General features: G+C 72.3%; 22 protein-coding genes and 1 tRNA gene. 18 read left to right on the forward strand and 5 right to left on the reverse strand.

Going from position 1 to position 24,691, the window contains the following annotated elements; all coding sequences use genetic code 11:
* Positions 1 to 13 precede the first annotated feature (13 nt).
* Positions 14 to 2,419, reverse strand: coding sequence for an SCO7613 C-terminal domain-containing membrane protein (locus tag ACZ7DE_RS18990; RefSeq protein WP_470762565.1), 2,406 nt, complete (start codon positions 2,417 to 2,419; stop codon positions 14 to 16).
* 66 nt (positions 2,420 to 2,485) lie between these two features.
* Between ACZ7DE_RS18990 and ACZ7DE_RS18995 the strand changes: the two genes are divergently transcribed.
* Both ACZ7DE_RS18995 and ACZ7DE_RS19000 read left to right on the forward strand, forming a co-directional pair.
* Positions 2,486 to 2,932: an SRPBCC family protein gene (locus ACZ7DE_RS18995; RefSeq protein ID WP_470762567.1), complete on the forward strand. Its 447-nt coding sequence runs from the start codon at positions 2,486 to 2,488 to the stop codon at positions 2,930 to 2,932.
* Positions 2,933 to 2,971: 39 nt separating this feature from the next.
* Positions 2,972 to 3,043: transfer RNA gene (locus ACZ7DE_RS19000), tRNA-Val, on the forward strand.
* A gap of 85 nt (positions 3,044 to 3,128) precedes the next feature.
* Here ACZ7DE_RS19000 and ACZ7DE_RS19005 read toward each other — a convergent pair.
* Positions 3,129 to 3,854 carry an exonuclease domain-containing protein gene (locus tag ACZ7DE_RS19005; RefSeq protein WP_470762569.1) on the reverse strand — a complete coding sequence of 242 codons (726 nt, stop codon included), beginning with the start codon at positions 3,852 to 3,854 and terminating at the stop codon, positions 3,129 to 3,131.
* 168 nt (positions 3,855 to 4,022) lie between these two features.
* Between ACZ7DE_RS19005 and ACZ7DE_RS19010 the strand changes: the two genes are divergently transcribed.
* The 3 genes from ACZ7DE_RS19010 (at position 4,023) to thrS (ending at position 7,878) form a co-directional block, all read left to right on the forward strand.
* Complete coding sequence (locus tag ACZ7DE_RS19010) at positions 4,023 to 4,589, forward strand: DUF4365 domain-containing protein (RefSeq protein WP_470762571.1); 567 nt, start codon at positions 4,023 to 4,025, stop codon at positions 4,587 to 4,589.
* Positions 4,586 to 5,812, forward strand: coding sequence for a hypothetical protein (locus tag ACZ7DE_RS19015; protein WP_470762573.1), 1,227 nt, complete (start codon positions 4,586 to 4,588; stop codon positions 5,810 to 5,812). Before ACZ7DE_RS19010 ends, ACZ7DE_RS19015 begins: the two co-directional genes overlap by 4 nt.
* 89 nt (positions 5,813 to 5,901) lie before the next feature.
* Positions 5,902 to 7,878 carry a threonine--tRNA ligase gene (gene thrS / locus ACZ7DE_RS19020; RefSeq protein ID WP_470762575.1) on the forward strand — a complete coding sequence of 659 codons (1,977 nt, stop codon included), beginning with the start codon at positions 5,902 to 5,904 and terminating at the stop codon, positions 7,876 to 7,878.
* 28 nt (positions 7,879 to 7,906) lie between these two features.
* Here the strand turns inward: thrS and ACZ7DE_RS19025 are convergent, their stop codons facing one another.
* Positions 7,907 to 8,587: a potassium channel family protein gene (locus ACZ7DE_RS19025; protein ID WP_470762577.1), complete on the reverse strand. Its 681-nt coding sequence runs from the start codon at positions 8,585 to 8,587 to the stop codon at positions 7,907 to 7,909.
* A 67-nt stretch (positions 8,588 to 8,654) separates the two neighbouring features.
* Here ACZ7DE_RS19025 and ACZ7DE_RS19030 point away from each other — a divergent pair, with 67 nt between their 5' ends.
* On the forward strand, positions 8,655 to 9,218 hold the full coding sequence (locus tag ACZ7DE_RS19030; RefSeq protein ID WP_470762579.1) for an HIT family protein: 564 nt from the start codon (positions 8,655 to 8,657) through the stop codon (positions 9,216 to 9,218).
* Between the two features lie 134 nt (positions 9,219 to 9,352).
* Here the strand turns inward: ACZ7DE_RS19030 and ACZ7DE_RS19035 are convergent, their stop codons facing one another.
* Positions 9,353 to 11,014 carry a hypothetical protein gene (locus ACZ7DE_RS19035; protein WP_470762581.1) on the reverse strand — a complete coding sequence of 554 codons (1,662 nt, stop codon included), beginning with the start codon at positions 11,012 to 11,014 and terminating at the stop codon, positions 9,353 to 9,355.
* Positions 11,015 to 11,213: 199 nt separating this feature from the next.
* Positions 11,214 to 13,409, reverse strand: coding sequence for an elongation factor G-like protein EF-G2 (locus tag ACZ7DE_RS19040; protein WP_470762583.1), 2,196 nt, complete (start codon positions 13,407 to 13,409; stop codon positions 11,214 to 11,216).
* A 275-nt stretch (positions 13,410 to 13,684) separates the two neighbouring features.
* Between ACZ7DE_RS19040 and pgsA the strand changes: the two genes are divergently transcribed.
* The 12 genes from pgsA (at position 13,685) to secD (ending at position 24,690) form a co-directional block, all read left to right on the forward strand.
* Positions 13,685 to 14,407 (forward strand): phosphatidylinositol phosphate synthase, encoded by a 723-nt coding sequence (gene pgsA, locus ACZ7DE_RS19045; protein WP_470762585.1) that lies wholly within the window; start codon positions 13,685 to 13,687, stop codon positions 14,405 to 14,407.
* Positions 14,404 to 15,321, forward strand: a complete 918-nt coding sequence (locus ACZ7DE_RS19050; protein ID WP_470762587.1) for a phosphatidylinositol mannoside acyltransferase — start codon at positions 14,404 to 14,406, stop codon at positions 15,319 to 15,321. The genes pgsA and ACZ7DE_RS19050 overlap by 4 nt, the downstream gene beginning before the upstream one ends.
* Positions 15,318 to 16,487, forward strand: a complete 1,170-nt coding sequence (locus ACZ7DE_RS19055; protein WP_470762589.1) for a glycosyltransferase family 4 protein — start codon at positions 15,318 to 15,320, stop codon at positions 16,485 to 16,487. The genes ACZ7DE_RS19050 and ACZ7DE_RS19055 overlap by 4 nt, the downstream gene beginning before the upstream one ends.
* Positions 16,488 to 16,585: 98 nt before the next feature.
* Positions 16,586 to 17,128: a LemA family protein gene (locus tag ACZ7DE_RS19060; RefSeq protein ID WP_470762590.1), complete on the forward strand. Its 543-nt coding sequence runs from the start codon at positions 16,586 to 16,588 to the stop codon at positions 17,126 to 17,128.
* 184 nt (positions 17,129 to 17,312) lie between these two features.
* Positions 17,313 to 18,224, forward strand: coding sequence for a pyridoxal 5'-phosphate synthase lyase subunit PdxS (gene pdxS, locus ACZ7DE_RS19065; protein WP_470762592.1), 912 nt, complete (start codon positions 17,313 to 17,315; stop codon positions 18,222 to 18,224).
* Between the two features lie 8 nt (positions 18,225 to 18,232).
* Positions 18,233 to 18,844 (forward strand): pyridoxal 5'-phosphate synthase glutaminase subunit PdxT, encoded by a 612-nt coding sequence (gene pdxT, locus ACZ7DE_RS19070; protein ID WP_470762594.1) that lies wholly within the window; start codon positions 18,233 to 18,235, stop codon positions 18,842 to 18,844.
* Between the two features lie 74 nt (positions 18,845 to 18,918).
* Positions 18,919 to 19,671: a YebC/PmpR family DNA-binding transcriptional regulator gene (locus ACZ7DE_RS19075; RefSeq protein WP_470762596.1), complete on the forward strand. Its 753-nt coding sequence runs from the start codon at positions 18,919 to 18,921 to the stop codon at positions 19,669 to 19,671.
* Positions 19,672 to 19,811: 140 nt separating this feature from the next.
* Positions 19,812 to 20,360, forward strand: a complete 549-nt coding sequence (ruvC, locus tag ACZ7DE_RS19080) for a crossover junction endodeoxyribonuclease RuvC (RefSeq protein WP_470762598.1) — start codon at positions 19,812 to 19,814, stop codon at positions 20,358 to 20,360.
* Positions 20,357 to 20,962 carry a Holliday junction branch migration protein RuvA gene (ruvA, locus tag ACZ7DE_RS19085; RefSeq protein WP_470762600.1) on the forward strand — a complete coding sequence of 202 codons (606 nt, stop codon included), beginning with the start codon at positions 20,357 to 20,359 and terminating at the stop codon, positions 20,960 to 20,962. Before ruvC ends, ruvA begins: the two co-directional genes overlap by 4 nt.
* Before the next feature lie 10 nt (positions 20,963 to 20,972).
* The gene (gene ruvB / locus ACZ7DE_RS19090) at positions 20,973 to 22,067 is read left to right on the forward strand and encodes a Holliday junction branch migration DNA helicase RuvB (protein WP_470762602.1); all 1,095 of its coding nucleotides are present in this window, start codon (positions 20,973 to 20,975) and stop codon (positions 22,065 to 22,067) included.
* A gap of 176 nt (positions 22,068 to 22,243) precedes the next feature.
* Entirely contained in the window at positions 22,244 to 22,762 is a 519-nt protein-coding gene (gene yajC, locus ACZ7DE_RS19095; protein ID WP_470762604.1) for a preprotein translocase subunit YajC, read from the forward strand.
* A 134-nt stretch (positions 22,763 to 22,896) separates the two neighbouring features.
* Positions 22,897 to 24,690, forward strand: a complete 1,794-nt coding sequence (secD, locus tag ACZ7DE_RS19100) for a protein translocase subunit SecD (protein ID WP_470762606.1) — start codon at positions 22,897 to 22,899, stop codon at positions 24,688 to 24,690.
* Position 24,691: the final 1 nt, after the last annotated feature.

The raw sequence follows: 24,691 nt of genomic DNA on the forward strand, positions 1-24,691 counted from the left end.
GCAGGACGGCTCCTCAGTCCATCCGCCCGAGGACCTCCCGCACCCGCCGGACGTCCCGCAGCCGCTGCTCGTACGTCGCACCGAGTGCGAGCAGCAGCAGTCCGGCGAGCGCGGGCGGCACCCAGCGGGGGAGCGCGTCGGTCACCTGGACCAGATACGGGGCGAGCTCGTGCAGCGCGACCAGCGTGAGCACCGAACCGCCCAGCACGAGCGGCGCCCGCAGCCGGTGCCGGGCGCCCAGCAGGGTGAGCAGCAGCGCCGACGCGCCCAGCAGCAGGGGGCGGGTCCACCCGGGGTCGCCCCAGGCCGCGACGAGACTCGGCAGCAGCGTGGCGGCGAGCCCGGGACCGTATGCCGCCCAGGACGGGACGGCCGGATCACGGCGTCGGCGCAGGGCCCCGACGAGCAGCGCCGGCACCGTGACCGGCAGGCTGTACGCCTCCGGGGTCCCCACGTGCCAGGCCGCCAGCCGCACCCACGCGGCCAGCACGAACAGGACGACGGCCACGTGAGCGAGGGATCGGCGGTCCGGGCGTACGGCCGTGCCCGCGACGATCACGGCGCACAGGGACAGCACCAGGGCGAGCAGCGGCAGGTCGAGGACCGCCAGGCCGACGGCCAGCAGGCCCGCGACGGCGCCGGTGGCCTCCACCGCGACCGTCGTCACGGGGTCGCCGAGCCGGGGCGCCACCAGAGCCGCGACCACGGGGACCACGAGCACCAGCAGCGCGATGTGCTCCGGCCGCCAGCCGGCCGCGGCGCCCACGGCCGTGGCCAGGGCCGTGGCGTAGCCGAGGGAGGCGGCGGCGCACACCGGCGCCGGACGGCCACGCCATGCGGCCACCGCGAACAGCGCGGTCAGCACCGCGAGAACGGTGAGCGTCGCGGACTGGGCCGCCAGGGACAGGAGAGCGAGGCTGAGGGAGACGAGCAGGGCGAGCCCGGTGGCCGCCCACGTCCCCGGCGCCAGAAGCGCGGCCGCCATGCCGCCCAGCACGAACAGGCTGACGGCATAGGGGAGTTCCAGCGCCGCCGGGGCGACCAGCACCGCGGCGCAGACCAGCGCGAGCGCGGCGGTCCGCGCCTGGGCGCGCCACTCGTCGGCGCGGACCGCCGTCGCCAGGACCACGGCGACCGCCGCGAGGATCAGGGGAACCGTGACGGCGTACGGCGGCCAGAAGGCATCGACCGTCGCCGCGGCCCGGGCGTCGGCCGGGGCTCCGGACCAGACGTGTCGCAGCCACGCGGCCGGGCCCAGCAGCGTGACGCCGACGGCCGGGACCGCCCAGAGCACCGCGCCCGCCTGCACGACGGCGGAAGCCCACACGAGACCCCGGCGCACCGCCTCCGGTCCCCGAGCGGCCGCCCACAACGCGATCCCGCAGGCCAGATACGCCGGCACCACCCAGTCGCCGGGCACCGACGCCCGCAGGACGCCGCCCAGGCCGGCGACCACGCACAGGCCGGCGGCCAGGGCCGCGCCCGTCACGATGTCCGGGCGAGGGGCGAACCTGGCCACGCCCAGGGCGATCGCCGCCGCGAGGCCGAGGAGCGCCGCCGCACGGGCCGCCTCCACCACACCGGCCGCGTCCAGCGAGAGCCGGCCCGCCGCGAGGACGCCCCAGCCGCCGGCGGCGTACGCGCACACCACGGCGACCGGACGCACCGACCGCTCCGGGACCCGCAGCGCGACCACCGCGTCGAACGCCGCCGTCAGCAGCACCGCGGCCGTCACCGTGTGCTCGCCGCCCCCGGCCGCGACCGCCCAGAGCGGCAGCACGAGCTGGGCCACCGTCAGGGCGGCCGGGCGGGGCAGCCGAACCGCGGCCGCGCCCGGCAGCGCGGCCAGCGCCGTGCCGTAGGCCGCCCAGACCGCCGCCAGCACCGTCGAGGCGGCCGCCGCGTACGTCGTGCCGTCCGCCGCCGTGAACGCGACCTCGTACAGGGCGTACGCGTCCAGGACCGTCAGCGCGAGACCGAGGCCCGCGACCGACTCGGCCGTCGAACGCAGCCCGCGCCGCAGCAGCGCCACGGGCGCGCCGAGCACCGCGAGAGTCACCGCGCCGAGCACCGCGCACCGGCCGGCGATCCCCAGGTGGCCCCAGCTGACCAGCGTGAACACCATCGCCGCGATGGTGAGCAGGATTCCGCCGAGCAGCAGGAGGACGTTCTGCACGCCCGGGGCGGTGGCCTCCGGGCGGGGGGACGGCCCCGCGGCCGCCGGCCCGCTCGGCCGGGAGGGCGCGGCCGGTCGCGCCGCCTGCTGAAGCGCGGCGACCAACCAGGCGCGGCGGGCCAGCAACTGGGTCCGGCGGGCGTCCAGTTGTCGCAGCTCGATGTCGAGGAGCCGCAGCTCCTCGGCCGGTGGCGGAAAATGCGTCATGCCCAAAAGTGTGGTGCGCGCCACGTCCGACGGCATGAGTGCACGTACTCAGAACGTACTCATGTGCCGTTGATCCGCCCCCGGTGCGGGCACACTCCGCCCATGGACTGGACCCGATACCGCTTCCGCAGCCTGTGGGCCCTGCCCGCGCCGCCCGCCCGCGTGTACGAGGCGCTGGAGCGGGCCGAGGACTATCCGCGCTGGTGGCCTCAGGTGCGCGAGGTGACCCGGGGCGACGACACCAGCGGCGTCGTTCGCGTCCGCTCCGTCCTGCCCTACGACCTGACCTTCACCGCGCGCGAGGTGCGCCGCGACCCGGCGGCCGGGGTCCTGGAGATCGCCGTGTCGGGCGACATCGAGGGCTGGGCGCGCTGGACGGTCACCGCCACCGGCTCGGGCGCCCTGGCCCGCTACGACCAGGCGGTCCGGGTGAACAAGCCCCTGCTGCGGTGGTTCGCCGTGCCGGGGCGGCCGTTGTTCCGCCTCAACCACCGGCTGATGATGCGTGCCGGACGGCGAGGTCTCGCGGCGTACCTGGAACGGGTTTGAAGGAAGCGTGCGGGGACCTGTATGGTTCAGTGCGTTCCCGGGCGATTAGCTCAGTGGGAGAGCGCTTCGTTCACACCGAAGAGGTCACTGGTTCGAACCCAGTATCGCCCACCGGGAAAGGCCGGTCCGCATTGCGCGGACCGGCTTTTTTGCGTCCGGCCGCCCCTGGCTTCGCCGCCCGCGCCCCGCACGTGCCTCAGGCCGCCGCCGGCAGCTCGGGCCGCAGGGGCCACGAGGTGTCCACCGTCTCCGGAGTGCCGCTGCGCGCGAACCACGCCTGCAGTCCCCGGGCCTGGGCCGCGTGCCAGGCCGTCTGCAGGGCGTGCAGTTCGGCGGGGGACAGCCGTTCCAGGCGGGCCGCGAACCTGCGGCCCAGCGCCCGTACGACCTCCAGCGCGGCCAGCGCGTCCGCCGCCGCGTCGTGCGCCTCGGCCAGCGTCACGCCGTAGTGCGCGCACAGGTCGGTGAGCGTGCGCCGGCCCTTGCGGTAGCGGTCCAGGTGCTTGTCCAGGACCCGCGGGTCCAGCACCCGAAGCGGCGTCGCGTCCAGCCAGGCGCCCAGCGACGAGGCGCGGTGCCTGCGCAGCTCACGGTCGAGCAGCGTCAGGTCGAACGGCGCGTTCATCACCACCAACGGGCGTCCCGCGGCGGCCTGTTCGGCGAGCAGCTCGGCTATCTCGAACATCACCGGCGACGGCCAGCGGCCGTTGCGCTGCAGGTGGTCGTCCGTCAGTCCGTGCACCTCCGTCGCCCCGGCCGGCACCGGCACGCCCGGGTTCACCAGCCACCGGCTCACCCGTGGCCGTACGCCCGGCGCGTCCTGGACGACGAGGGCGGCCGACACGATCCGGTCGGTCTCCACGTCGACGCCCGTCGTCTCCGTGTCAAATGCGGCCAGAGGGCCCTCGTACCAGTACGTCATACCTACACAACCCCTCGTTCACCCACGGCAGCTGACGCCCCGTCTTCTGCCTGTTTGGTGATACCCGGGCTGTTTGCGCCGTACGCCGGAAGGACACAACACGAGTACGGGTCTTTGCAGTTCAGCGGCCCGTCACGGGGACTGGCTCTGTCGGGAAGGCTGTTGGCCATGGCGATTGCGCAGCCCGAGCGGGGCGGGCTGCTGCCTGAACGCGCGGGCGTTCACCGCGGCACACTCGCCACCACCGCCTGCATGGAGACGCTGCAGGTGGGCTATCTGCACGCCGTCGCGGCGGCCGCGGGGTGCTCGCTGTCCCAGCCGTTCCCCGACAACGGGATCGACTGGCACGTCAGCCACAGCGCGCCCGGACACACCGTCGACGACGAGGTCACCATCAAGGTGCAGCTCAAGGCCACCTACCAGGTCCGGCCCGACCCGCCGGGCCGCTTCTTCTCCTTCACCCTCGACAACGACCACCTGCGCAAGCTCGCCCGCACCCCGGTGTCGGTGCACAAGATCCTCGTCGTGATGATCGTCCCCCGTTCGCAGGACCAGTGGCTGCGGGCCGGCCACGACCGTCTCGACCTGCGGCACTGCTGCTACTGGGTCAATCTCGCCGGCCACCCCGTCACCGGCCGGACCCGGACCACCGTGCGGATACCCACCGCACGCATCTTCGACGACCGGGCGCTGTGCGAGATCATGACGCGGGCCGGGACGGGAGGCAGACCATGACCCACCGCCCCCTCGACGAGCCACTGCGACCGGTGCGGCCGCACCCCGAGCCGCACTGGAACCAGCCCCCCGAGCCCGCCCGGGTCGACCCGGCCGTCCTCGGCGCCCTGCTGCGCCGGCACGGCTGGCAGCGGCGCGGCGGCGCCGCCGGACGCTACGGCCGCTGGACCCCGCCCGGGCCGGGCGGCGCCGGGACCAGCCTGCTCGTGCCGGAGAGCCGCGCCTTTCCCGACAGCGAGGACCTGCTCGGTGAGGCGCTGCTCGCGCTCGCCCGCAGCGGCACGCCCTCCGCGCGCGAGGTGCTCGTCGGGCTCGCCGTGCCGAGCGACGAGATCCGCTGGTGGCGGGACTCGCCGACCGGGCCCGCCGGAGCCGCCTCCTGGGCCGTGGAGGAACAGCTGCGCGCCGCCGCCCGCCAGATGCTGCTGGCCGGCGCCCTCGCCACCCGCGCGCGGGCGGGCTACTACGGCGCCCGGCACCGGCACGCGGCCCAGGCGACCTTGGAGAGCGTCCTGGTCGGCTCCGCGACCGGCGGACGCCGTCTGACGGCCTTCGCGCCGGTCGATGGCGCCCGACCCCTCGCCGTCCGCCTCCACCAGGCCCTCTACGCCGTCCGCGAGGCCATCGACTACCAGCGCGCCACCGGCGGCATGGACGCCTTCGACAGCGCCGTGGAGGCCGGCGCCAGCCGTGAGCTGACCGAGGCCCTGATCCTCCTCGTGCGGGGCACCGAGGGCGCCCGGATCGCCGTCGAGTGGGCGCCCGCGGCCGGAGTGCCCGAGGACTGCTCCTCCGGCGGCGAACCGGTGGAGTTCTCGCCCGGCGACCTCTCGGTGCTGCGCGAGGCGGGCGCCCGCTATCTGCGCGAGGAACCCTCCGTGAGGGTGCGGATCACCGGCACGGTGGTCCGTATGCGCAGGTCGGGGCCGCGCGGCGACGGCAGCGTACGGCTGCGGGTACTGGCCGGCGCGGACGTCCCGCACCTGCGGATCACGCTCGACGAGGAGGACTACCGCATCGCCGGCCAGGCCCACCTGGTCGGACTGCCGGTGCGGGTGCAGGGCCGGCTGGAGAGCCGGGGCGGGTTCCGCAGGCTCACCGGCGCCTGCGGTGTCGTACCGGTGCAGGTGGACGAGGCGGAGCGGGACCGGCTGCTGAAGTCCCTGCAGGAGAACCTCGACTTCTTCGAGGAGGCCTGCGGAGGGGAACAGCCGGAGGACTGATTTCGCGGTCGGCGGGTGCGGGTCGGTACGATCCACTATTGCGCGCGCTCACGGTATGGCGCCGCATCCCCTTCAGTCAGGAGAGACCGGTGTCAGACGTCCGTGTGATCATCCAACGCGATTCCGAGCGGGAAGAGCGCACGGTGACGACGGGCACCACGGCCGCCGACCTCTTCGCCGGTGAGCGCTCGATCATCGCCGCGCGCGTGGCCGGTGAGCTGAAGGACCTGTCGTACGCGGTCCGCGAGGGCGACGAGGTCGAGGGCGTCGAGATCTCCTCCGAGGACGGCCTGAACATCCTGCGCCACTCCACCGCGCACGTGATGGCCCAGGCCGTGCAGGAGCTCTTCCCCGAGGCCAAGCTGGGCATCGGCCCCCCGGTCAAGGACGGCTTCTACTACGACTTCGACGTCGACAGGCCCTTCACGCCCGAGGACCTCAAGGCCGTCGAGAAGAAGATGCAGGAGATCCAGAAGCGGGGGCAGCGGTTCGCCCGGCGCGTGGTCACCGACGAGGCCGCCCGTGAGGAGCTCGCCGACGAGCCCTACAAGCTGGAGCTGATCGGCCTCAAGGGCTCGGCGTCCAGCGACGACGGCGCGGACGTCGAGGTCGGCTCCGGCGAGCTGACGATCTACGACAACCTGGACGCCAGGACCGGTGACCTGTGCTGGAAGGACCTGTGCCGCGGTCCCCACCTGCCCACCACCCGCAACATCCCGGCGTTCAAGCTGATGCGCAACGCGGCCGCCTACTGGCGCGGCAGCGAGAAGAACCCCATGCTGCAGCGCATCTACGGCACCGCCTGGCCGTCCAAGGAGGAGCTGAAGGCCCACCTCGACTTCCTCGCCGAGGCCGAGAAGCGCGACCACCGCAAGCTGGGCTCCGAGCTCGACCTGTTCTCCATCCCCGAGCAGATCGGCTCCGGCCTCGCGGTCTTCCACCCCAAGGGCGGCGTCATCCGCCGGGTCATGGAGGACTACTCGCGCCGCCGCCACGAGGAGGAGGGCTACGAGTTCGTCTACACCCCGCACGCGACGAAGGGGAAGCTCTTCGAGACCTCGGGCCACCTGGACTGGTACGCCGACGGCATGTACCCGCCCATGCAGCTCGACGAGGGCGTGGACTACTACCTCAAGCCCATGAACTGCCCGATGCACAACCTGATCTTCGACGCGCGCGGCCGCTCCTACCGTGAACTGCCGCTGCGCCTCTTCGAGTTCGGGACCGTGTACCGGTACGAGAAGTCGGGCGTGGTGCACGGCCTGACCCGCGCGCGCGGCTTCACCCAGGACGACGCGCACATCTACTGCACCCGCGAGCAGATGTCGGAGGAGCTCGACAAGACGCTCACCTTCGTCCTCGGCCTGCTGCGCGACTACGGTCTGACCGACTTCTACCTGGAGCTGTCCACCAAGGACCCGGAAAAGTTCGTCGGCTCGGACGAGGTCTGGGAGGAGGCGACCGAGACGCTGCGCCAGGTCGCCGAGAAGCAGGGCCTCCCGCTCGTGCCCGACCCGGGCGGCGCCGCCTTCTACGGGCCGAAGATCTCCGTGCAGACGAAGGACGCCATCGGCCGGACCTGGCAGATGTCGACCATCCAGCTCGACTTCAACCTGCCGGAGCGCTTCGACCTGGAGTACACCGGCACGGACGGCGCCAAGCAGCGCCCGGTGATGATCCACCGCGCCCTCTTCGGCTCGATCGAGCGGTTCTTCGCCGTGCTCCTGGAGCACTACGCGGGCGCCTTCCCGGCGTGGCTGGCCCCGGTCCAGGCGCTGGGCATCCCGATCGGCGACGGGCACGTGGAGTACCTGGAGAAGTTCGCCGCGGCCGCGAAGAAGAAGGGCCTGCGGGTCGAGGTGGACTCCTCCTCGGACCGTATGCAGAAGAAGATCCGCAACGCCCAGAAGCAGAAGGTGCCCTTCATGGTCATCGCGGGCGACGAGGACATGGCGGCCGGTTCGGTGTCCTTCCGCTACCGCGACGGCTCGCAGGAGAACGGCATCCCGTTCGACGAGGCCATCGCGAAGATCGCGAAGGTCGTCGAGGAGCGGGCGCAGGTCTGACACCGCGGTGCGACGGGCCTTCGGGGACTCACCTCCCCGGGGGCCCGTCGCCGTCCCCGCGGCGGTCGCGGACATCGCTCTCCCGGGAGAACACCTGGATCAGCCACGAGGAGAACGAGCCGGTGACGGCGCCCAGCAGCGCCAGCCCGCAGGCCATCAGGCCGACCGCGATCACCCGGCCCCCGGTCGTGACCGGGACGACGTCGCCGTAGCCGACCGTGGTGAGGGTCGCGGCCGCCCACCACAGGGCATCGCCGAACGTGTGCATGTCGGCGCCCGGCGCATCCCGTTCCCGGTCGTAGACGGCCAGCGCGCACGCGAATCCGAGGAGCACCGTCGTCACCCCCGCGTACGTGATCACGCGCGCGTGCAGCGACAGCCGGGGCTGACCGCGCCGGCGCTGTACTGCCTCGTACACCTTGACGACCCGCAGCGGGCGCAGCAGGGGCAGCACCGCCACCGCGGTATCCAGCTTGTGCCTGCGGACGAAGCCCGGTCCCTCCCCGCTCAGTCGCCAGCGCACTCCGTAGTCGACGGCGAACAGGGCCCACATGGCGGCCAGCACCGCCGTGCACAGGTCCCGCCAGACGGTCGGCAGGTCCTGGGCCAGGACCAGCACGGCGTACATGGCGAGGAACACCAGGGAGGCGAGCGCGAGGGGGAGCTCGGTGCGCTGCTCCCAGCGGGCCTGACGGCTCTCTTCGTCCATCGGCCCAGCTTGGCCCGCGCGGCTTCGTCGCGAACCCCGCCGACACGCCGCGAACGAGCGAAGCAATATGCTGCCTGGCATGACGAGTGAGCCGGAACAGCAGATCGGAGTGGGGACGCAGGACGCGTTCCAGCGCCTGTGGACGCCCCACCGGATGGCCTACATCCAGGGTGAGAACAAGCCGACCGGCCCGGGGGCCGACGACGGCTGCCCGTTCTGCTCGATCCCGGCGAAGTCCGACGAGGACGGGCTGGTCGTCCGACGCGGTGAGCACGTGTACGCGGTGCTGAACCTGTACCCGTACAACGGCGGCCACCTGATGACCGTGCCCTACCGGCACGTGGCGGACTACACGGACCTGACCGCGGCGGAGACCGCCGAGCTCGCCGAACTGACCAAGCAGGCGATGACGGCCCTGCGGACCGCGTCCGGCGCGCAGGGCTTCAACATCGGCATGAACCAGGGGGCGGTCGCGGGCGCCGGCATCGCCGCCCACCTGCACCAGCACATCGTGCCCCGCTGGGGCGGCGACACGAACTTCATGCCGGTCGTGGGGCACACGCGCGTGCTGCCGCAGCTGCTGGCGGACACCAGGAAGATGCTCGCGGAGGCCTGGCCGAGCGCGGCCTGACGACCCGGGGCCGGATCCACCGGCCCGTCCGTCGCCTGAGGACGAGGCCGTTCAGGCCGAAGCGGGGGCCGGGGGCGGAGCCCCCGGGCAGCACGGCAGGCCGCCCGCGAACGCCCCGCCGAACCGCCGGAGGCTCACGCGTCGTAGGTGTCCGCCTTGCGCGGGGACACGTCCTGCACCGCGCCGCTGAGGACCGACGAGCGCGAGCTGAACTTCTCGATGTCCACGTCGTGTTCCCTGAGCACCTTGAGCGCGGCCGAGTGCACCACGCGCAGCACCGGGGTGGCGGCCCGCAGCGCGTCGTCGGCCATGAAGCGGTGACGCCAGGGCTGGTCGGCCCAGGCGTGCCGCAGACCGAACGGCTCGGGCAGGCCGATGCCGCCGCCGAGCCACTTCAGCAGCGGCGGATACCAGCTGATCGTGGCGCGCGCCGCCAGCCGGACCACCTCGTCGGCGGTGACCAGCGGAAGCTTGACCGTCCGCGTCTCCCAGAACCGGACGCTCTTGGCGACCTCCTTGGTGGGCGCCTCGGGCTTGGTGGTGAAAAGACCGTTCACCGGGCCCAGGGCGTGCCCGGTGACCTCGATGCGCAGGGTCTCGTGCAGCACCGTCACCGTGATCAGCATGGTGATGATCAACTGGCCGTCCCACAGCGGCCACTGGACGCCCAGGTAGTGCCGGTCGCCGCCGCCGAACTGCTGGTTGTTGCAGATGTCCTCTATCGCCTTCGGCTTGACCTGGTAGGCCTCGACGTTGGTTCCCTCCGGCCGGGCGACCGCCTTGGCGTTCTCGCCGACCGGGGTGACGATCCAGTGCCGGACCGAGGGCGGCGGGAAGCCGCCGGTCTTCAGGCTCTGCCGGTTGAGCAGCGTGAGCTGGTCGTGGATGGCCCGTATGACGGTCCAGCTGCGGAACTCGTGGACGCCCTTGTTCGGGTCGGTCGGCACCAGTTCCTCGGCGAGGTGCCAGGCGCCCCAGCGCGTGCCCATGCCGAGTATCCCCTTGGGGCCCGCGTAGAAGACGGAGTTGGACTGCTGTTCCGCGCTGAGCCGGGCCAGCGACTGGCGCAGCTGCTCGGCCGCCGTCTGGTTCGGGCTGGTGGGCACCGCCTCGGGCACCTTGGCGCCGACGCTGCCGCCGGACAGCAGGCTGTCCCAGCGCTCGCGCAGATCCGTCGCGGTGTGCTCGCAGATCCGCTTGGCCAGGAACCAGCCGGCCACGGGCGCCACGACGCACCCGCGCGCGTACCAGCCCCAGAAGCCGGTGAAGGGCATGCGGACCAGGAAGATCACGGCGAGGGCGCCGACGGCCACGAGCAGGCCGGTGGCGAGCCCGGACACCCGCCTGTCGCCCTGCCTGCCCATGGTGGCCCGCAGCTGGAAGACCAGCAGCCACACCAGCAGGCCGGGCAGGAAGAGCAGACCGCACAGCAGCATGACGCCGGTCAGCTTCTTGTCGCGTTCGCGGCGGATCCGGTTGGCCGCGAGACAGTGCTCGACGACCACCTGGGGCTCGCTGCCGAACGACTGGATGAGCGGTTTGCGGCCGACGCCCAGCATGCGGTCGATCACCGCCTGCGAGAACGCCTCGCCGAGGTTGGGCCGGAAGATCCGGGCCCACTTGCGGCCGGTGCTCACCGCCGTCTGGTGCCACTCGTTGTCGGCCTTCGTGATGTCCTCGACCGGGTTGTCCCGGTAGGCCGCCGAGGCCAGGCCGAACGTGGGCGTCTGCCCGCCGTCGCCCATCTGCGGCACCTGTGGTCCGAAGATGTCCGCGTAACCGCTGCCAACGGTCATACCCGCCCCCGATCGCCGCTGCTCTCGCTTCTGCGGCCTTCCCGACTTCCGTACTCCGCACACCTGTTGATCAGGTCATCAGCGTATCCGCAGGCGCGGGCATCCGTCGGCGGACGGCCGGAAGCCGCCCGCCGAACCGGAGGGAAACGTTCCACCGTGGTGCCGCACCCGCCACTTGAGACCGGCGCGGCACCAACCGTCAGCCGGCCTGCGCCTGTTGGCGGACCTTCTCGGCGACCTGCGCCGGCATCGGCTCGTGCCGGGCGTACGCGCGCTGGAAGCGGGCCGTGCCGTGCGAGAGCGAACGCAGGTCGACCGCGTACCGGCCGATCTCGATCTCCGGCACCTCCGCCCGCACGAGGGTGCGGCTGCCGCTGATCTGCTCGGTGCCCAGCACCCGGCCGCGCCGCCCCGACAGATCGCTCATCACGGAACCCACGTAGTCGTCGCCGACCAGGACGGACACCTCGGCCACCGGCTCCAGCAGATGGATCTTCGCGTCGGCCGCGGCCTCCCGCAGCGCGAGCGCGCCGGCCGTCTGGAACGCGGCGTCGGAGGAGTCCACCGAGTGCGCCTTGCCGTCCAGCAGCGTGATCCGGACGTCGATCAGGGGATGCCCGGCCGCCACGCCCTTCGCCGCCTGCGCCCGCACGCCCTTCTCCACGGACGGGATGAACTGACGCGGCACCGCGCCGCCGACGACCTTGTCCACGAACTCGATGCCCGATCCGCCCGGCAGCGGCTCCACCTCGATCTCGCAGATGGCGTACTGGCCGTGCCCGCCGGACTGCTTCACGTGCCGCCCGCGCCCGGCGGACTTCGCCGCGAACGTCTCCCGCAGCGAGACCTTGTGCGGGACGACGTCGACCTGGACGCCGTAGCGGGAGCGCAGCCGCTCCAGGGCGACGTCCGAGTGGGCCTCGCCCAGGCACCACAGGACCACCTGGTGGGTGTCCTGGTTCTGTTCCAGGCGCATCGTCGGGTCCTCGGCGACCAGCCGGCCCAGCCCCTGCGAGAGCTTGTCCTCGTCGGCCTTGCTGTGCGCCTGGATGGCCAGCGGGAGCAGCGGGTCGGGCATCTGCCAGGGCTCCATGAGCAGCGGGTCGTCCTTGGCGGAGAGGGTGTCGCCGGTCTCCGCGCGGCCGAGTTTCGCCACGCAGGCGAGATCGCCCGCGATGCACCGCGACAGGATCCGCTGCTGCTTGCCGAACGGCGCGGACAGGGCGCCGATCCGTTCGTCGACGTCGTGGTCCTCGTGACCGCGGTCGGCCAGACCGTGCCCCGAGACGTGGACGGTCTCGTCGGGACGCAGGGTGCCGGAGAAGACGCGGACCAGCGAGACCCGGCCGACATAGGGGTCGGAGGAGGTCTTCACCACCTCCGCGACCAGCGGGCCGTCCGGATCGCAGCGCTCCAGCTCGCGCGGCTCGCCGTCGACGGTCGTCACCCGGGGCGCCTCGCGCTCCAGGGGCGTCGGGAAGCCCCTGGTGACCAGTTCCAGCAGTTCGACCGTGCCGAGGCCCTGCCGGGCGCCCTCGGCGGCCGGGGCGGCCGCGAGGACGGGGAAGAACGTGCCGCGCGCGACGGCCCGCTCCAGGTCCTCGATCAGCGTCTTGACGTCGATCTGCTCGCCGCCGAGATAGCGGTCCATGAGGGTCTCGTCCTCGCTCTCGGCGATGATCCCCTCGATCAGCCGGTTGCGGGCCTCCTCGAGGTCGGGCAGCTGGTCCTCGCCCGGCTCCGACTCCTTGCGTTCGCCGGTGGAGTAGTCGAACAGCTTCCGCGACAGCAGTCCGGTCAGTCCCGTCACGGGCGCGTGCCCGTCGTGCCCCTCGGGCCCGCGCAGCGGCAGGTACAGCGGCAGGACCGCGTCGGGGTCGTCGCCGCCGAAGGTCTCCGCGCAGATCCGGGTCATCTCCTCGAAGTCCGCACGGGCGGCCTCCAGGTGCGTGACCACGATCGCGCGGGGCATGCCGACGGCCGCGCACTCCTCCCACACCATGCGGGTCGAGCCGTCCACGCCGTCCGCCGCCGAGACGACGAAGAGGGCCGCGTCCGCGGCGCGCAGACCGGCCCTGAGCTCCCCGACGAAGTCGGCGTATCCGGGGGTGTCGAGGATGTTGATCTTGATGCCGTCCCATTCGACGGGCACCAGGGAGAGCTGCACCGAGCGCTGCTGCCGGTGCTCGATGTCGTCGTAGTCGGAGACGGTGCCGCCGTCCTCCACGCGGCCCGCCCGGTTCAACGCTCCCGCCGTGAGCGCGAGAGCCTCCACCAACGTGGTCTTGCCCGATCCGCTGTGGCCGACCAGCACCACATTCCGTACGGACGCGGGGTGGTCGGCCGCTGTAGCCCTGCCGGCGGCTCCGGGATGTGTGTTCGCCTTGTCGCCCATTTCCTTGCCTCCCGTACACGGTGAGGTCACTGGGGGCGCGGGCACGGCGGCCCCGCGTGCGATGGCGGCTCCGGCGACGCCCGCGGTCCTTCGAGCTTTCCACTCCCGTCACCGCGCGTCCATACGACGGACGCGGCCCGCCGGTGACGCGGACGCCGTCCGGCCGTGACACGGGGTCCGGGTGCCCGACCGTCGCACACACGGCCGCGTGGCTACGATGGGCCAGCCGGTGGCCAGCAGGGGCCGCGCGGCCACACCGAGCCCTCGGGAAGGCCATGCTGAACAAGTACGCGCGTGCATTCTTCACGCGTGTCCTCACACCGTTCGCCGCGTTTCTCATCCGCAGGGGCGTGAGCCCCGACACGGTCACGCTCCTCGGCACCGCCGGCGTGATCGCGGGCGCGCTGGTCTTCTACCCGAGGGGGGAGTTCTTCTGGGGCACGATCGTGATCACGCTCTTCGTGTTCTCCGACCTCGTCGACGGCAACATGGCCCGCCAGCTCGGCCGCACCAGCCGCTGGGGGGCCTTCCTGGACTCCACGCTCGACCGGGTCGCCGACGGCGCGATCTTCGGCGGCTTCGCGCTCTGGTACGCGGGCAACGGCGACGACAACGTCCTGTGCGCCGTCTCGATCTTCTGCCTGGCCAGCGGCCAGGTGGTGTCGTACACGAAGGCCCGCGGCGAGTCGATCGGACTGCCGGTCGCGGTGAACGGGCTCGTGGAGCGCGCGGAGCGCCTCGTGATCTCCCTGGTCGCCGCGGGCCTGTCGGGCCTGCACGGCTTCGGTGTGCCGGGCATCCAGGTGCTGCTGCCGATCGCCCTGTGGATCGTCGCCGTCGGCAGCGTGGTCACGCTGATCCAGCGCGTCGTCACGGTCCGGCGGGAGTCGGCCGAGGCGGAGGAGGCCGCGGCGCAGGAGGCCCGGGGGGACGAGCCCCAGGGCCACGAGCCCCAGGGACACGGACACGAGGCGCGGGGGAGCGAGGCCGCGAAGTGAGCGCCCAGGAGCGGCTGGCCGACGCGCTGTACGGCCTCGGCTGGAGCACCGTCAAGAAGCTTCCCGAACCGGTCGCCGTACGGCTCGGCCGCACCGTCGCCGACCTCGCGTGGAAGCAGCGCGGCAAGGGCGTGCGGCGGCTGGAGAGCAACTACGCGCGCGTGGTGCCGCACGCGGGCCCCGAGCGCCTCGCGCAGCTCTCCCGCGCGGGCATGCGCTCCTACCTGCGCTACTGGATGGAGTCCTTCCGGCTGCCGGCCTGGAGCGCGGAGCGCGTCCGGGGCGCCTTCGCCCCCGAGGGCCTGCACCATCTGACGGACGGCATCGCCTCCCACCGGGGCGTCGTCCTCGCCCTGCCGCACATGGCCAACTGGGACCTGGCCGGGGCCTGGGTCACCACCGCGCTGAAGACGCCGTTCACCACCGTCGCCGAGCGCCTCAGGCCGGAGACCCTGTACGACCGGTTCGTGGCCTACCGGGAGGGTCTGGGCATGGAGGTGCTGCCGCACAACGGCGGCACCGCGTTCGGCATCCTGGCCCGGCGGCTGCGCGACGGAGGCCTGGTCTGCCTGGTCGCCGAGCGGGACCTGTCCGCCTCCGGCGTCGAGGTGGACTTCTTCGGCGACCGGACCCGGATGCCCGCCGGCCCGGCCCTGCTCGCCCAGCAGACCGGCGCCCTGCTGCTCCCCGTCACCCTCTGGTACGACGACTCGCCCGTCATGAAGGGCCGCGTGCACCCCCCGATCGAGGTACCCGGGACAGGTACCCGGGCCGAGAAGACGTCTGTCATGACACAGGCGCTGGCAGACGCCTTCGCCACCGGCATCGCCGACCACCCGGAGGACTGGCACATGCTCCAGCGTTTGTGGCTCGCGGACCTGGAACCCCGCCCGTCGGACGGGGACCTCGCGTGAGAATCGGCATCGTCTGCCCGTACTCCTGGGACGTCCCGGGCGGCGTCCAGTTCCACATCCGCGACCTCGCCGAGTACTTCATCCGGCTCGGTCACGAGGTGTCCGTCCTGGCCCCGGCCGACGACGACACCCCGCTGCCGCCGTACGTCGTCTCGGCCGGCCGCGCCGTCCCGGTGCCGTACAACGGCTCCGTCGCGCGCCTCAACTTCGGCTTCCTGTCCGCCGCGCGGGTGCGGCGCTGGCTGCACGACGGCGCGTTCGACGTCGTCCACATCCACGAGCCGACCTCGCCGTCCCTCGGCCTGCTGACCTGCTGGGCGGCCTCGGGACCGATAGTGGCCACCTTCCACACGTCCAACCCGCGCTCGCGCGCGATGATCGCCGCGTACTCGATCCTCCAGGCCGCCCTGGAGAAGATCAGCGCGCGGATCGCCGTGAGCGAGTACGCCCGGCGGACGCTGGTGGAGCACCTCGGCGGGGACGCGGTCGTCATCCCCAACGGCGTCGACGTCGACTTCTTCGCCAGGGCCGAGCCCAACCCCGCGTGGCAGGGCGGCACGATCGGCTTCGTCGGCCGCATCGACGAGCCCCGCAAGGGTCTGCCGGTGCTGATGAAGGCCCTGCCGCGGATCTTCGCCGAGCGGCCGGACGCCCGGCTGCTGGTCGCCGGCCGCGGCGACGAGAAGGAGGCGGTGGCCGGCCTGCCCGAGGAGCTGCAGGCGCGCGTGGAGTTCCTCGGCATGGTCAGCGACCAGGACAAGGCACGCTTCCTGCGCAGCGTCGACCTGTACGTCGCGCCCAACACCGGCGGCGAGAGCTTCGGCATCATCCTCGTCGAGGCCATGTCTGCGGGCGCCCCGGTGCTCGCCTCCGATCTCGACGCCTTCGCCCAGGTCCTCGACCAGGGCGCGGCGGGCGAGCTCTTCGCCAACGAGGACGCGGACGCGCTGGCCGAGGCGGCGGTGCGGCTCCTGGGCGACCCCGGGCGCCGGGCCGAACTCCGGGAGCGGGGCAGCGCGCACGTGCGGCGGTTCGACTGGTCGACCGTCGGCGCGGACATCCTGTCGGTGTACGAGACGGTGACGGGCGGCGCCGCCGCGGTGGCGGCCGAGGACGACCGGGGACCGGCAGGCCTGCGGTCCAGACTCGGCCTGGCGCGGGACTGACCGCCCTGGGCCGCCGGGGTCGCCCGGGGCCACACCGGGCGGACGCCTGCCGCCCTTGAGCCGCCCGCCCGTGGAGCGCACGGGTAGCCTTGCCGCCCGTGACCGCAACCCTGATCTGGACCCTGGTCGCGCTCGTCGCGATCGGCCTCTACCTGAGCTGGACGGCGGGCCGGCTGGACCGGCTGCACGCCCGCATCGACGCCGCGCGCGCCGCGCTGGACGCGCAACTGCTGCGCCGCGCCTCCGTGGCGCAGGAGGTGGCCACCTCCAAGGTTCTCGATCCGGCGGCCTCGATCGTCCTGTACGAGGCCGCGCACGCCGCCCGGCAGGCGGAGGAGGAACAGCGGGAGGTCGCCGAGAGCGACCTCAGCCAGGCCCTGCGGGCCGTCTTCGCGGACCCGCAGCAGCTGGAGGGGGTGCGCGTGGCGCCCGGGGGCGAGACGGCGGCCCGCGAACTCACGGAGGCCGTCCGCCGGGTCCCCATGGCGCGCCGCTTCCACAACGACGCCGTGGGCGCGGCCCGCAGGCTGCGCGAGCACCGCAAGGTCCGCTGGTTCCGGCTCGCCGGGCACGCCCCCTTCCCGATGGCGTTCGAGATGGACGACGAACCGCCGGCGGCCCTGGTGGACCGGGCGACCTGACCCGGTGGGGGAGCCGCGCGGAACGGCAGCGGCCCGGCGGGGCGGGGTGGGGTGCGGCGGGGGCGGGGCGCGGGAATCGGCGAAAAGGATCCACCGGCTGTTCATTGGCCCTTGCTGTGGACTGGTCCACTCGCGTTTCCTCAGTGCTGCAAAATCCCCCTTTTCCAACGAGCGAGGTCCCCCCGTGTCCAGCACGATCTCCGAAAACCAGACCCCCGAGACCGGCACCGCGCGCGTGAAGCGCGGAATGGCCGAGCAGCTCAAGGGCGGCGTGATCATGGACGTCGTCACGCCGGAGCAGGCGAAGATCGCCGAGGACGCGGGCGCCGTCGCCGTCATGGCGCTGGAGCGGGTCCCGGCCGACATCCGCAAGGACGGCGGCGTGGCCCGGATGTCCGACCCGGACATGATCGAGGGCATCATCGAGGCCGTGTCGATCCCGGTCATGGCCAAGTCCCGCATCGGCCACTTCGTCGAGGCCCAGGTCCTGCAGTCGCTCGGCGTCGACTACATCGACGAGTCCGAGGTCCTCACCCCGGCCGACGAGGTCAACCACTCCGACAAGTGGGCCTTCACCACCCCCTTCGTCTGTGGCGCCACCAACCTGGGCGAGGCCCTGCGCCGCATCGCCGAGGGCGCCGCGATGATCCGCTCCAAGGGCGAGGCCGGCACCGGCAACGTCGTCGAGGCCGTCCGCCACCTGCGCCAGATCAAGAACGAGATCGCCCGTCTGCGCGGCTTCGACAACAACGAGCTGTACGCCGCCGCCAAGGACCTGCGCGCCCCGTACGAGTTGGTCAAGGAGGTCGCCGAGCTCGGCAAGCTGCCGGTCGTGCTGTTCTCCGCCGGTGGCGTGGCCACTCCGGCCGACGCCGCGCTGATGCGCCAGCTCGGCGCCGAGGGCGTCTTCGTCGGCTCCGGCATCTTCAAGTCCGGCGACCCGGCCAAGCGCGCCGCCGCCATCGTGAAGGCCACCACCTTCTACGACGACCCGAAGATCATCGCGGACGCGTCCCGCAACCTGGGCGAGGCCATGGTCGGCATCAACTGCGACACGCTTCCCGAGGCCGAGCGCTACGCCAACCGCGGCTGGTAATCGCCCTCATGAGCAACGAAGCCCCTGTCATAGGCGTCCTGGCCCTCCAGGGCGACGTACGGGAGCACCTCGTCGCCCTGGCCGCGGCCGACGCCGTGGCCAGGCCGGTGCGGCGCCCCGAGGAACTCGCCGAGGTCGACGGCCTCGTCATCCCGGGCGGCGAGTCCACCACCATCTCCAAGCTCGCCGTCCTCTTCGGCGTCATGGAGCCCCTCCGCGCGCGCGTGCGCTCCGGCCTGCCCGTCTACGGCACGTGCGCGGGCCTGATCATGCTCGCGGACAAGATCCTCGACCCGCGCTCCGGTCAGGAGACGATCGGCGGTATCGACATGATCGTCCGCCGCAACGCCTTCGGCCGGCAGAACGAGTCGTTCGAAGCGGCGGTGGACGTCAAGGGCGTCGCGGGCGATCCTGTGGAGGGCGTGTTCATCCGCGCCCCCTGGGTCGAGTCCGTCGGCGCCGCCGCCGAGGTGCTCGCCGAGCACGGCGGTCACATCGTCGCGGTCCGTCAGGGCAACGCGCTCGCCACGTCGTTCCACCCGGAACTGACCGGCGACCACCGCGTGCACTCCCTGTTCGTCGACATGGTGCGCGCGAACCGGACGGCGGAGTCCTTGTAGGATCTGGGGGTCCCCCGAGCCCTCAAGGCCCGGGGGAGTTCGGACGAGATGGGTTACGCGAAGGAGACAGGCAGATGTCCGGCCACTCTAAATGGGCTACGACGAAGCACAAGAAGGCCGTGATCGACGCCAAGCGCGGCAAGCTCTTCGCGAAGCTGATCAAGAACATCGAGGTCGCGGCGCGCATGGGCGGCGTGGACCTGGACGGCAACCCGACGCTGTACGACGCCGTGCAGAAGGCGAAGAAGTCGTCGGTTCCCAACAAGAACATCGACTCCGCGATCAAGCGTGGCGGCGGCCTCGAGGCCGGTGGCGCCGACTACGAGACGATCATGTACGAGGGCTACGGCCCGAACGGCGTCGCCGTGCTCATCGAGTGCCTCACGGACAACCGCAACCGCGCCGCCTCCGACGTGCGCGTCGCCATGACCCGCAACGGCGGCTCCATGGCCGACCCCGGCTCGGTGTCGTACCTCTTCAACCGCAAGGGCGTCGTGATCGTCCCCAAGGGCGAGCTGAGCGAGGACGACGTGCTGGGCGCGGTGCTCGACGCGGGCGCCGAGGAGGTCAACGACCTCGGTGAGTCCTTCGAGGTGCTCAGCGAGGCCACCGACCTGGTCGCGGTCCGCACGGCCCTGCAGGAGGCCGGCATCGACTACGACTCCGCCGACGCCAACTTCGTCCCGACCATGCAGGTCGAGCTGGACGAGGAGGGCGCCAAGAAGATCTTCAAGCTGATCGACGCGCTCGAGGACAGCGACGACGTGCAGAACGTCTTCGCCAACTTCGACGTCAGCGACGAGGTCATGGAGAAGGTCGACGCGTAACGCTGCCGCGAACTGAGCGCAGTCGTCGGGCCGGTGGGACACGTCCTACCGGCCCGACGTCGTTGTCGGTGGCAGCGGTTAGCCTGGCGACGTCAGAGATCACCTGGCGGCGGCGGTTCAGCGGCGAAGGGGAGGGGTGCGTGCGGGTACTGGGTGTGGACCCCGGACTGACGCGGTGCGGCGTCGGTGTCGTCGAGGGGGTCGCGGGCCGGCCCCTCACCATGCGCGGCGTGGGTGTCGTCCGCACGCCCGCCGACGCCGAGTTGGGGCAGCGCCTCGTCGCGGTGGAGCAGGGCATCGAACAGTGGCTGGACGAGTACCGGCCCGAATTCGTCGCCGTGGAGCGGGTGTTCAGCCAGCACAACGTGCGCACGGTCATGGGCACCGCCCAGGCAAGCGCCGTCGCCATGCTGTGCGCGGCCCGGCGCGGCATCCCCGTCGCCCTGCACACGCCCAGCGAGGTCAAGGCCGCCGTCACCGGCAGCGGGCGCGCGGACAAGGCGCAGGTCGGCGCGATGGTCACCCGCCTGCTCCGACTCGACGCGCCGCCCAAGCCGGCCGACGCCGCCGACGCCCTCGCGCTCGCCATCTGCCACATCTGGCGCGCCCCCGCGCAGAACCGGCTCCAACAGGCCGCCGCCCTGCACGCGGCCCGCTCCCCGATCCCGTCGAAAGGCCGTACGGCATGATCGCCTTCGTCAGCGGCACGGTCGCCGCACTCGCCCCCGACGCCGCGGTGGTCGAGGTGGGCGGCGTCGGCATGGCCGTGCAGTGCACGCCGAACACGCTGTCCACGCTCCGACTCGGCCAGCCGGCCAGGCTCGCCACCTCCCTCGTCGTGCGGGAGGACTCGCTGACCCTGTACGGCTTCGTGGACGACGACGAACGCCAGGTCTTCCAACTGCTGCAGACCGCGAGCGGAGTCGGCCCCCGGCTGGCCCAGGCCATGCTCGCGGTCCACACCCCGGACGCGCTGCGCCGAGCCGTGGCCACGGGCGACGAGAAGGCGCTCGTCGCGGTGCCGGGCATCGGCAAGAAGGGCGCCCAGAAGCTGCTGCTGGAGCTCAAGGACAGGCTGGGCGAGCCGCTCGGCGCCCCCGCGGTCGGCGCACCGGTCACCAGCGGCTGGCGCGACCAGCTGCACGCCGCCCTGATCGGCCTCGGCTACGCGACCCGCGAGGCCGACGAGGCGGTCGTCGCCGTCACCCCCCAGGCCGAGGCCGCCGACGGCGCCCCCCAGGTGGGCCACCTGCTGAAGGCCGCCCTGCAGACCTTGAACCGCGCCCGCTAGGAGAACGTCAGTGAACTGGGACGACACGAGCGACGAGACCGCCCCCGAGCGGCTCGCCGGCCCCGCCGCGGAGCGACTGGTGGGCTCTGTCGCCGACGGTGAGGACCAGGCCGTCGAGGCCGCCCTGCGCCCCAAGGACCTGCAGGAGTTCATCGGCCAGGAGAAGGTCCGCGAACAGCTCGACCTCGTCCTGCGCGCCGCACGCGCGCGGGGCGCCACCGCCGACCACGTGCTGCTCTCCGGCGCCCCCGGTCTCGGCAAGACCACCCTCTCGATGATCATCGCCGCCGAGATGGGCGCCCCGATCCGCATCACCAGCGGCCCCGCCATCCAGCACGCGGGCGACCTCGCCGCGATCCTCTCCTCCCTCCAGGAGGGCGAGGTCCTCTTCCTCGACGAGATCCACCGCATGTCCCGGCCCGCCGAGGAGATGCTCTACATGGCGATGGAGGACTTCCGCGTCGACGTCATCGTCGGCAAGGGCCCCGGCGCCACCGCCATCCCCCTCGAACTGCCCCCCTTCACCCTGGTCGGCGCCACCACGCGCGCAGGGCTGCTGCCGCCCCCGCTGCGCGACCGCTTCGGCTTCACCGCTCACATGGAGTTCTACGAGCCCGGCGAGCTGCAGCGCGTGATCCACCGCTCCGCCGACCTGCTCGACGTGGAGATCGACGCCGAGGGCGCCGCCGAGATCGCCGGCCGCTCCCGCGGCACCCCCCGCATCGCCAACCGTCTGCTGCGCCGGGTGCGCGACTACGCGCAGGTCAAGGCCGACGGGATCGTCACCCGCGACATCGCTGCGGCGGCACTGAAGGTCTACGAGGTGGACGGCCGAGGCCTCGACCGCCTCGACCGCGCGGTCCTGGAGGCACTGCTGAAACTGTTCGGCGGCGGTCCGGTCGGTCTGTCCACCCTCGCCGTCGCGGTGGGGGAGGAGCGCGAGACCGTGGAGGAGGTCGCCGAGCCGTTCCTCGTCAGGGAGGGCCTGCTCGCCCGCACACCGCGGGGGAGGGTGGCCACCCCGGCCGCGTGGACGCACCTCGGTCTCACGCCGACCCGCCCCCAGGCCCTGGGCGGCGGGCAGCCGGACCTGTTCGGTACATGATGCGTGGGGTCACGGCGGGGACATTGGCCGGGTGAGGAACCCAGGTGCCATGCTGAGCGTTGTTCCATGCACGCGGACTCGCTTAGACTCCGCCGATGCCGCCGTTGTCGGCAGCACACAACCCCCATCCATCAGGCCGCTCAACCATCGCGGTCGTTTGAAGGAAGTTCCGACCCGTGAGTCCTGTGACCCTCCTCCCGTTCATCGTGCTCATCGGGGCCATGTTCCTGATGACCCGGTCGGCCAAGAAGAAGCAGCAGCAAGCGGCCGACATGCGTAACCAACTGCAGCCCGGCAGCGGTGTCCGCACCATCGGGGGCATGTACGCGACGGTCAAGGAGGTCAATGACGACACGATCCTCCTCGATGCGGGGCCGGGCGTGGAACTGCTCTTCGCGAAGAACGCGATCGGCGCCGTCCTGACCGACGACGAGTACAACCGCATCGTCCACGGCGTCGAGCACGACCTGAAGTCGGACTCCGACATCGTCCCGGACGACGCCTCCTCCCTCACCGAGTCCGCCGAGACCGACGGCTCCGCCGACGAAGCTGCCGCCGCCTCCGACGAGAAGGCCGTCGACCTCGGCAAGAAGGACGGACCCGACGAGGTCCGGGAGAAGGCCGCCGAGACCGAGCAGGCCGAGGCCGACGCAGAGCCGAAGAAGACCGACGGCGACTCCGACGCGAAGAAGTAGCCACGTCCCCGGCGCACACGGGTCGCACCCGTACGCGCCGGGGCGTGCGTATCTCGCCAGGGGATCCCGACACCATGTCATGGCCGCGGCCGCGCTGACCCGGCGCGAGGCGGCCCGAGAGGGAGTACGAGAAGGTGGCAGCACCTAAGAAGGGCCGGAGCGCGAGTGCCCAGAGCAAACCATGGCGCTCGCTGGCCCTGATCCTGATCGCCATCGTGGGGCTCACCGGAGGCATGTTCGCCTCCGGTCACACCACTCCGCGTCTCGGCATCGACCTTGCCGGCGGTACCAGCATCACGCTGGAGGCAAAGGGCGACCAGGGATCCGCGATCAACAAGGCCAACATGGACACCGCGGTCGACATCATGAACCGCCGTGTCAACGGGCTGGGCGTCTCCGAGGCGGAGGTGCAGACCCAGGGCGACCGCAACATCATCGTCAACATCCCCAAGGGCACCAACTCCGAGGAAGCCCAACAGCAGGTGGGCACCACCGCCAAGCTGTACTTCCGTCCGGTCCTGGCCCAGGAGGCCACGGGTCCCGCCGCTGCCACCCCCTCGCCGAGCACGTCCGCGAGCGGCGGCTCGAGCGCCTCGCCCAGCTCGTCCGCGAGCCCTTCGGCGAGCGCCTCCGGCACCGGTGAGAAGGCGACCTCCTCGACGTCCCCGTCGGCCTCGGCCACCTCGCAGGGCCGTGCCGTCACCGACGGCCTGAAGGCCGACGCCACCCCGTCGGCCTCCGCCGGCGCCAAGGCGGGCTCCTCCCCGAGCCCCTCGGCCCCGGCGAGCGGCGGCGCCTCCACCGGCGCGGACGCCGCGCTGCAGGCCAAGTTCGCGAGCCTGGACTGCTCCGACCAGACCGTCCGCACCAAGGCCGGCGAGGGCGCCAAGCCCGGCGTCGCGACCGTGGCCTGCGGCGAGGTCGACAAGGTCTGGTACAAGTACCTCCTCGGCCCGGCGGCCGTCGACGGCACCGACGTCAAGAAGGCGCAGGCCGTCTTCGACACGCAGGGTGCGGCCGGCTGGCAGGTCAACATGAACTTCACCGGCAAGGGCTCCAAGAAGTTCGCCACGATCACGGGTCAGCTCGCGCAGAACCAGCAGCCGCAGAACGAGTTCGCCATCGTGCTCGACGGCGACGTCGTCTCCAGCCCGTTCGTGCAGAGCGCGATCACCGGCGGCCAGGCCCAGATCTCCGGCAGCTTCCGGCAGGAGGAGGCCCAGAGCCTCGCCAACATGCTGTCGTACGGCGCGCTCCCGCTGTCCTTCAAGACGCAGAGCGTCACCACGGTGACCGCGGCCCTCGGCGGTGACCAGCTGCACGCCGGTCTGCTCGCGGGCGCCATCGGTCTCGCCCTGGTCGTCCTGTACCTGGTGGCCTACTACCGCGGTCTGTCGCTCATCGCGATGGCCTCGCTGCTGGTCTCCGCGGCGCTCACCTACGTGATCATGGCGCTGCTCGGTCCGGCCATCAACTTCGCGCTGAATCTGCCGGCCGTCTGCGGCGCCATCGTCGCCATCGGCATCACTGCGGACTCGTTCATCGTGTACTTCGAACGGGTCCGGGACGAGATCCGCGAGGGCCGCACCCTGCGCCCCGCGGTCGAGCGTGCCTGGCCGCGCGCCCGGCGCACCATCCTGGTCTCCGACTTCGTGTCGTTCCTGGCCGCCGCGGTGCTCTTCATCGTCACGGTCGGCAAGGTCCAGGGTTTCGCGTTCACGCTCGGTCTGACCACCGTCCTCGACGTGGTCGTGGTCTTCTTCTTCACCAAGCCGCTGATGACGCTCATCGCCCGGCGGAAGTTCTTCGCGAGCGGCCACAAGTGGTCCGGCCTCGACCCGAAGAGCCTGGGAGCCAAACCGCCGATCCGCCGCACCCGCCGTCCCTCCGGTCCTGGCGCCGGCCCCGTCGAGACGAAGGAGGCGTGAG

Source organism: Streptomyces sp. NPDC037083 (assembly GCF_055606485.1).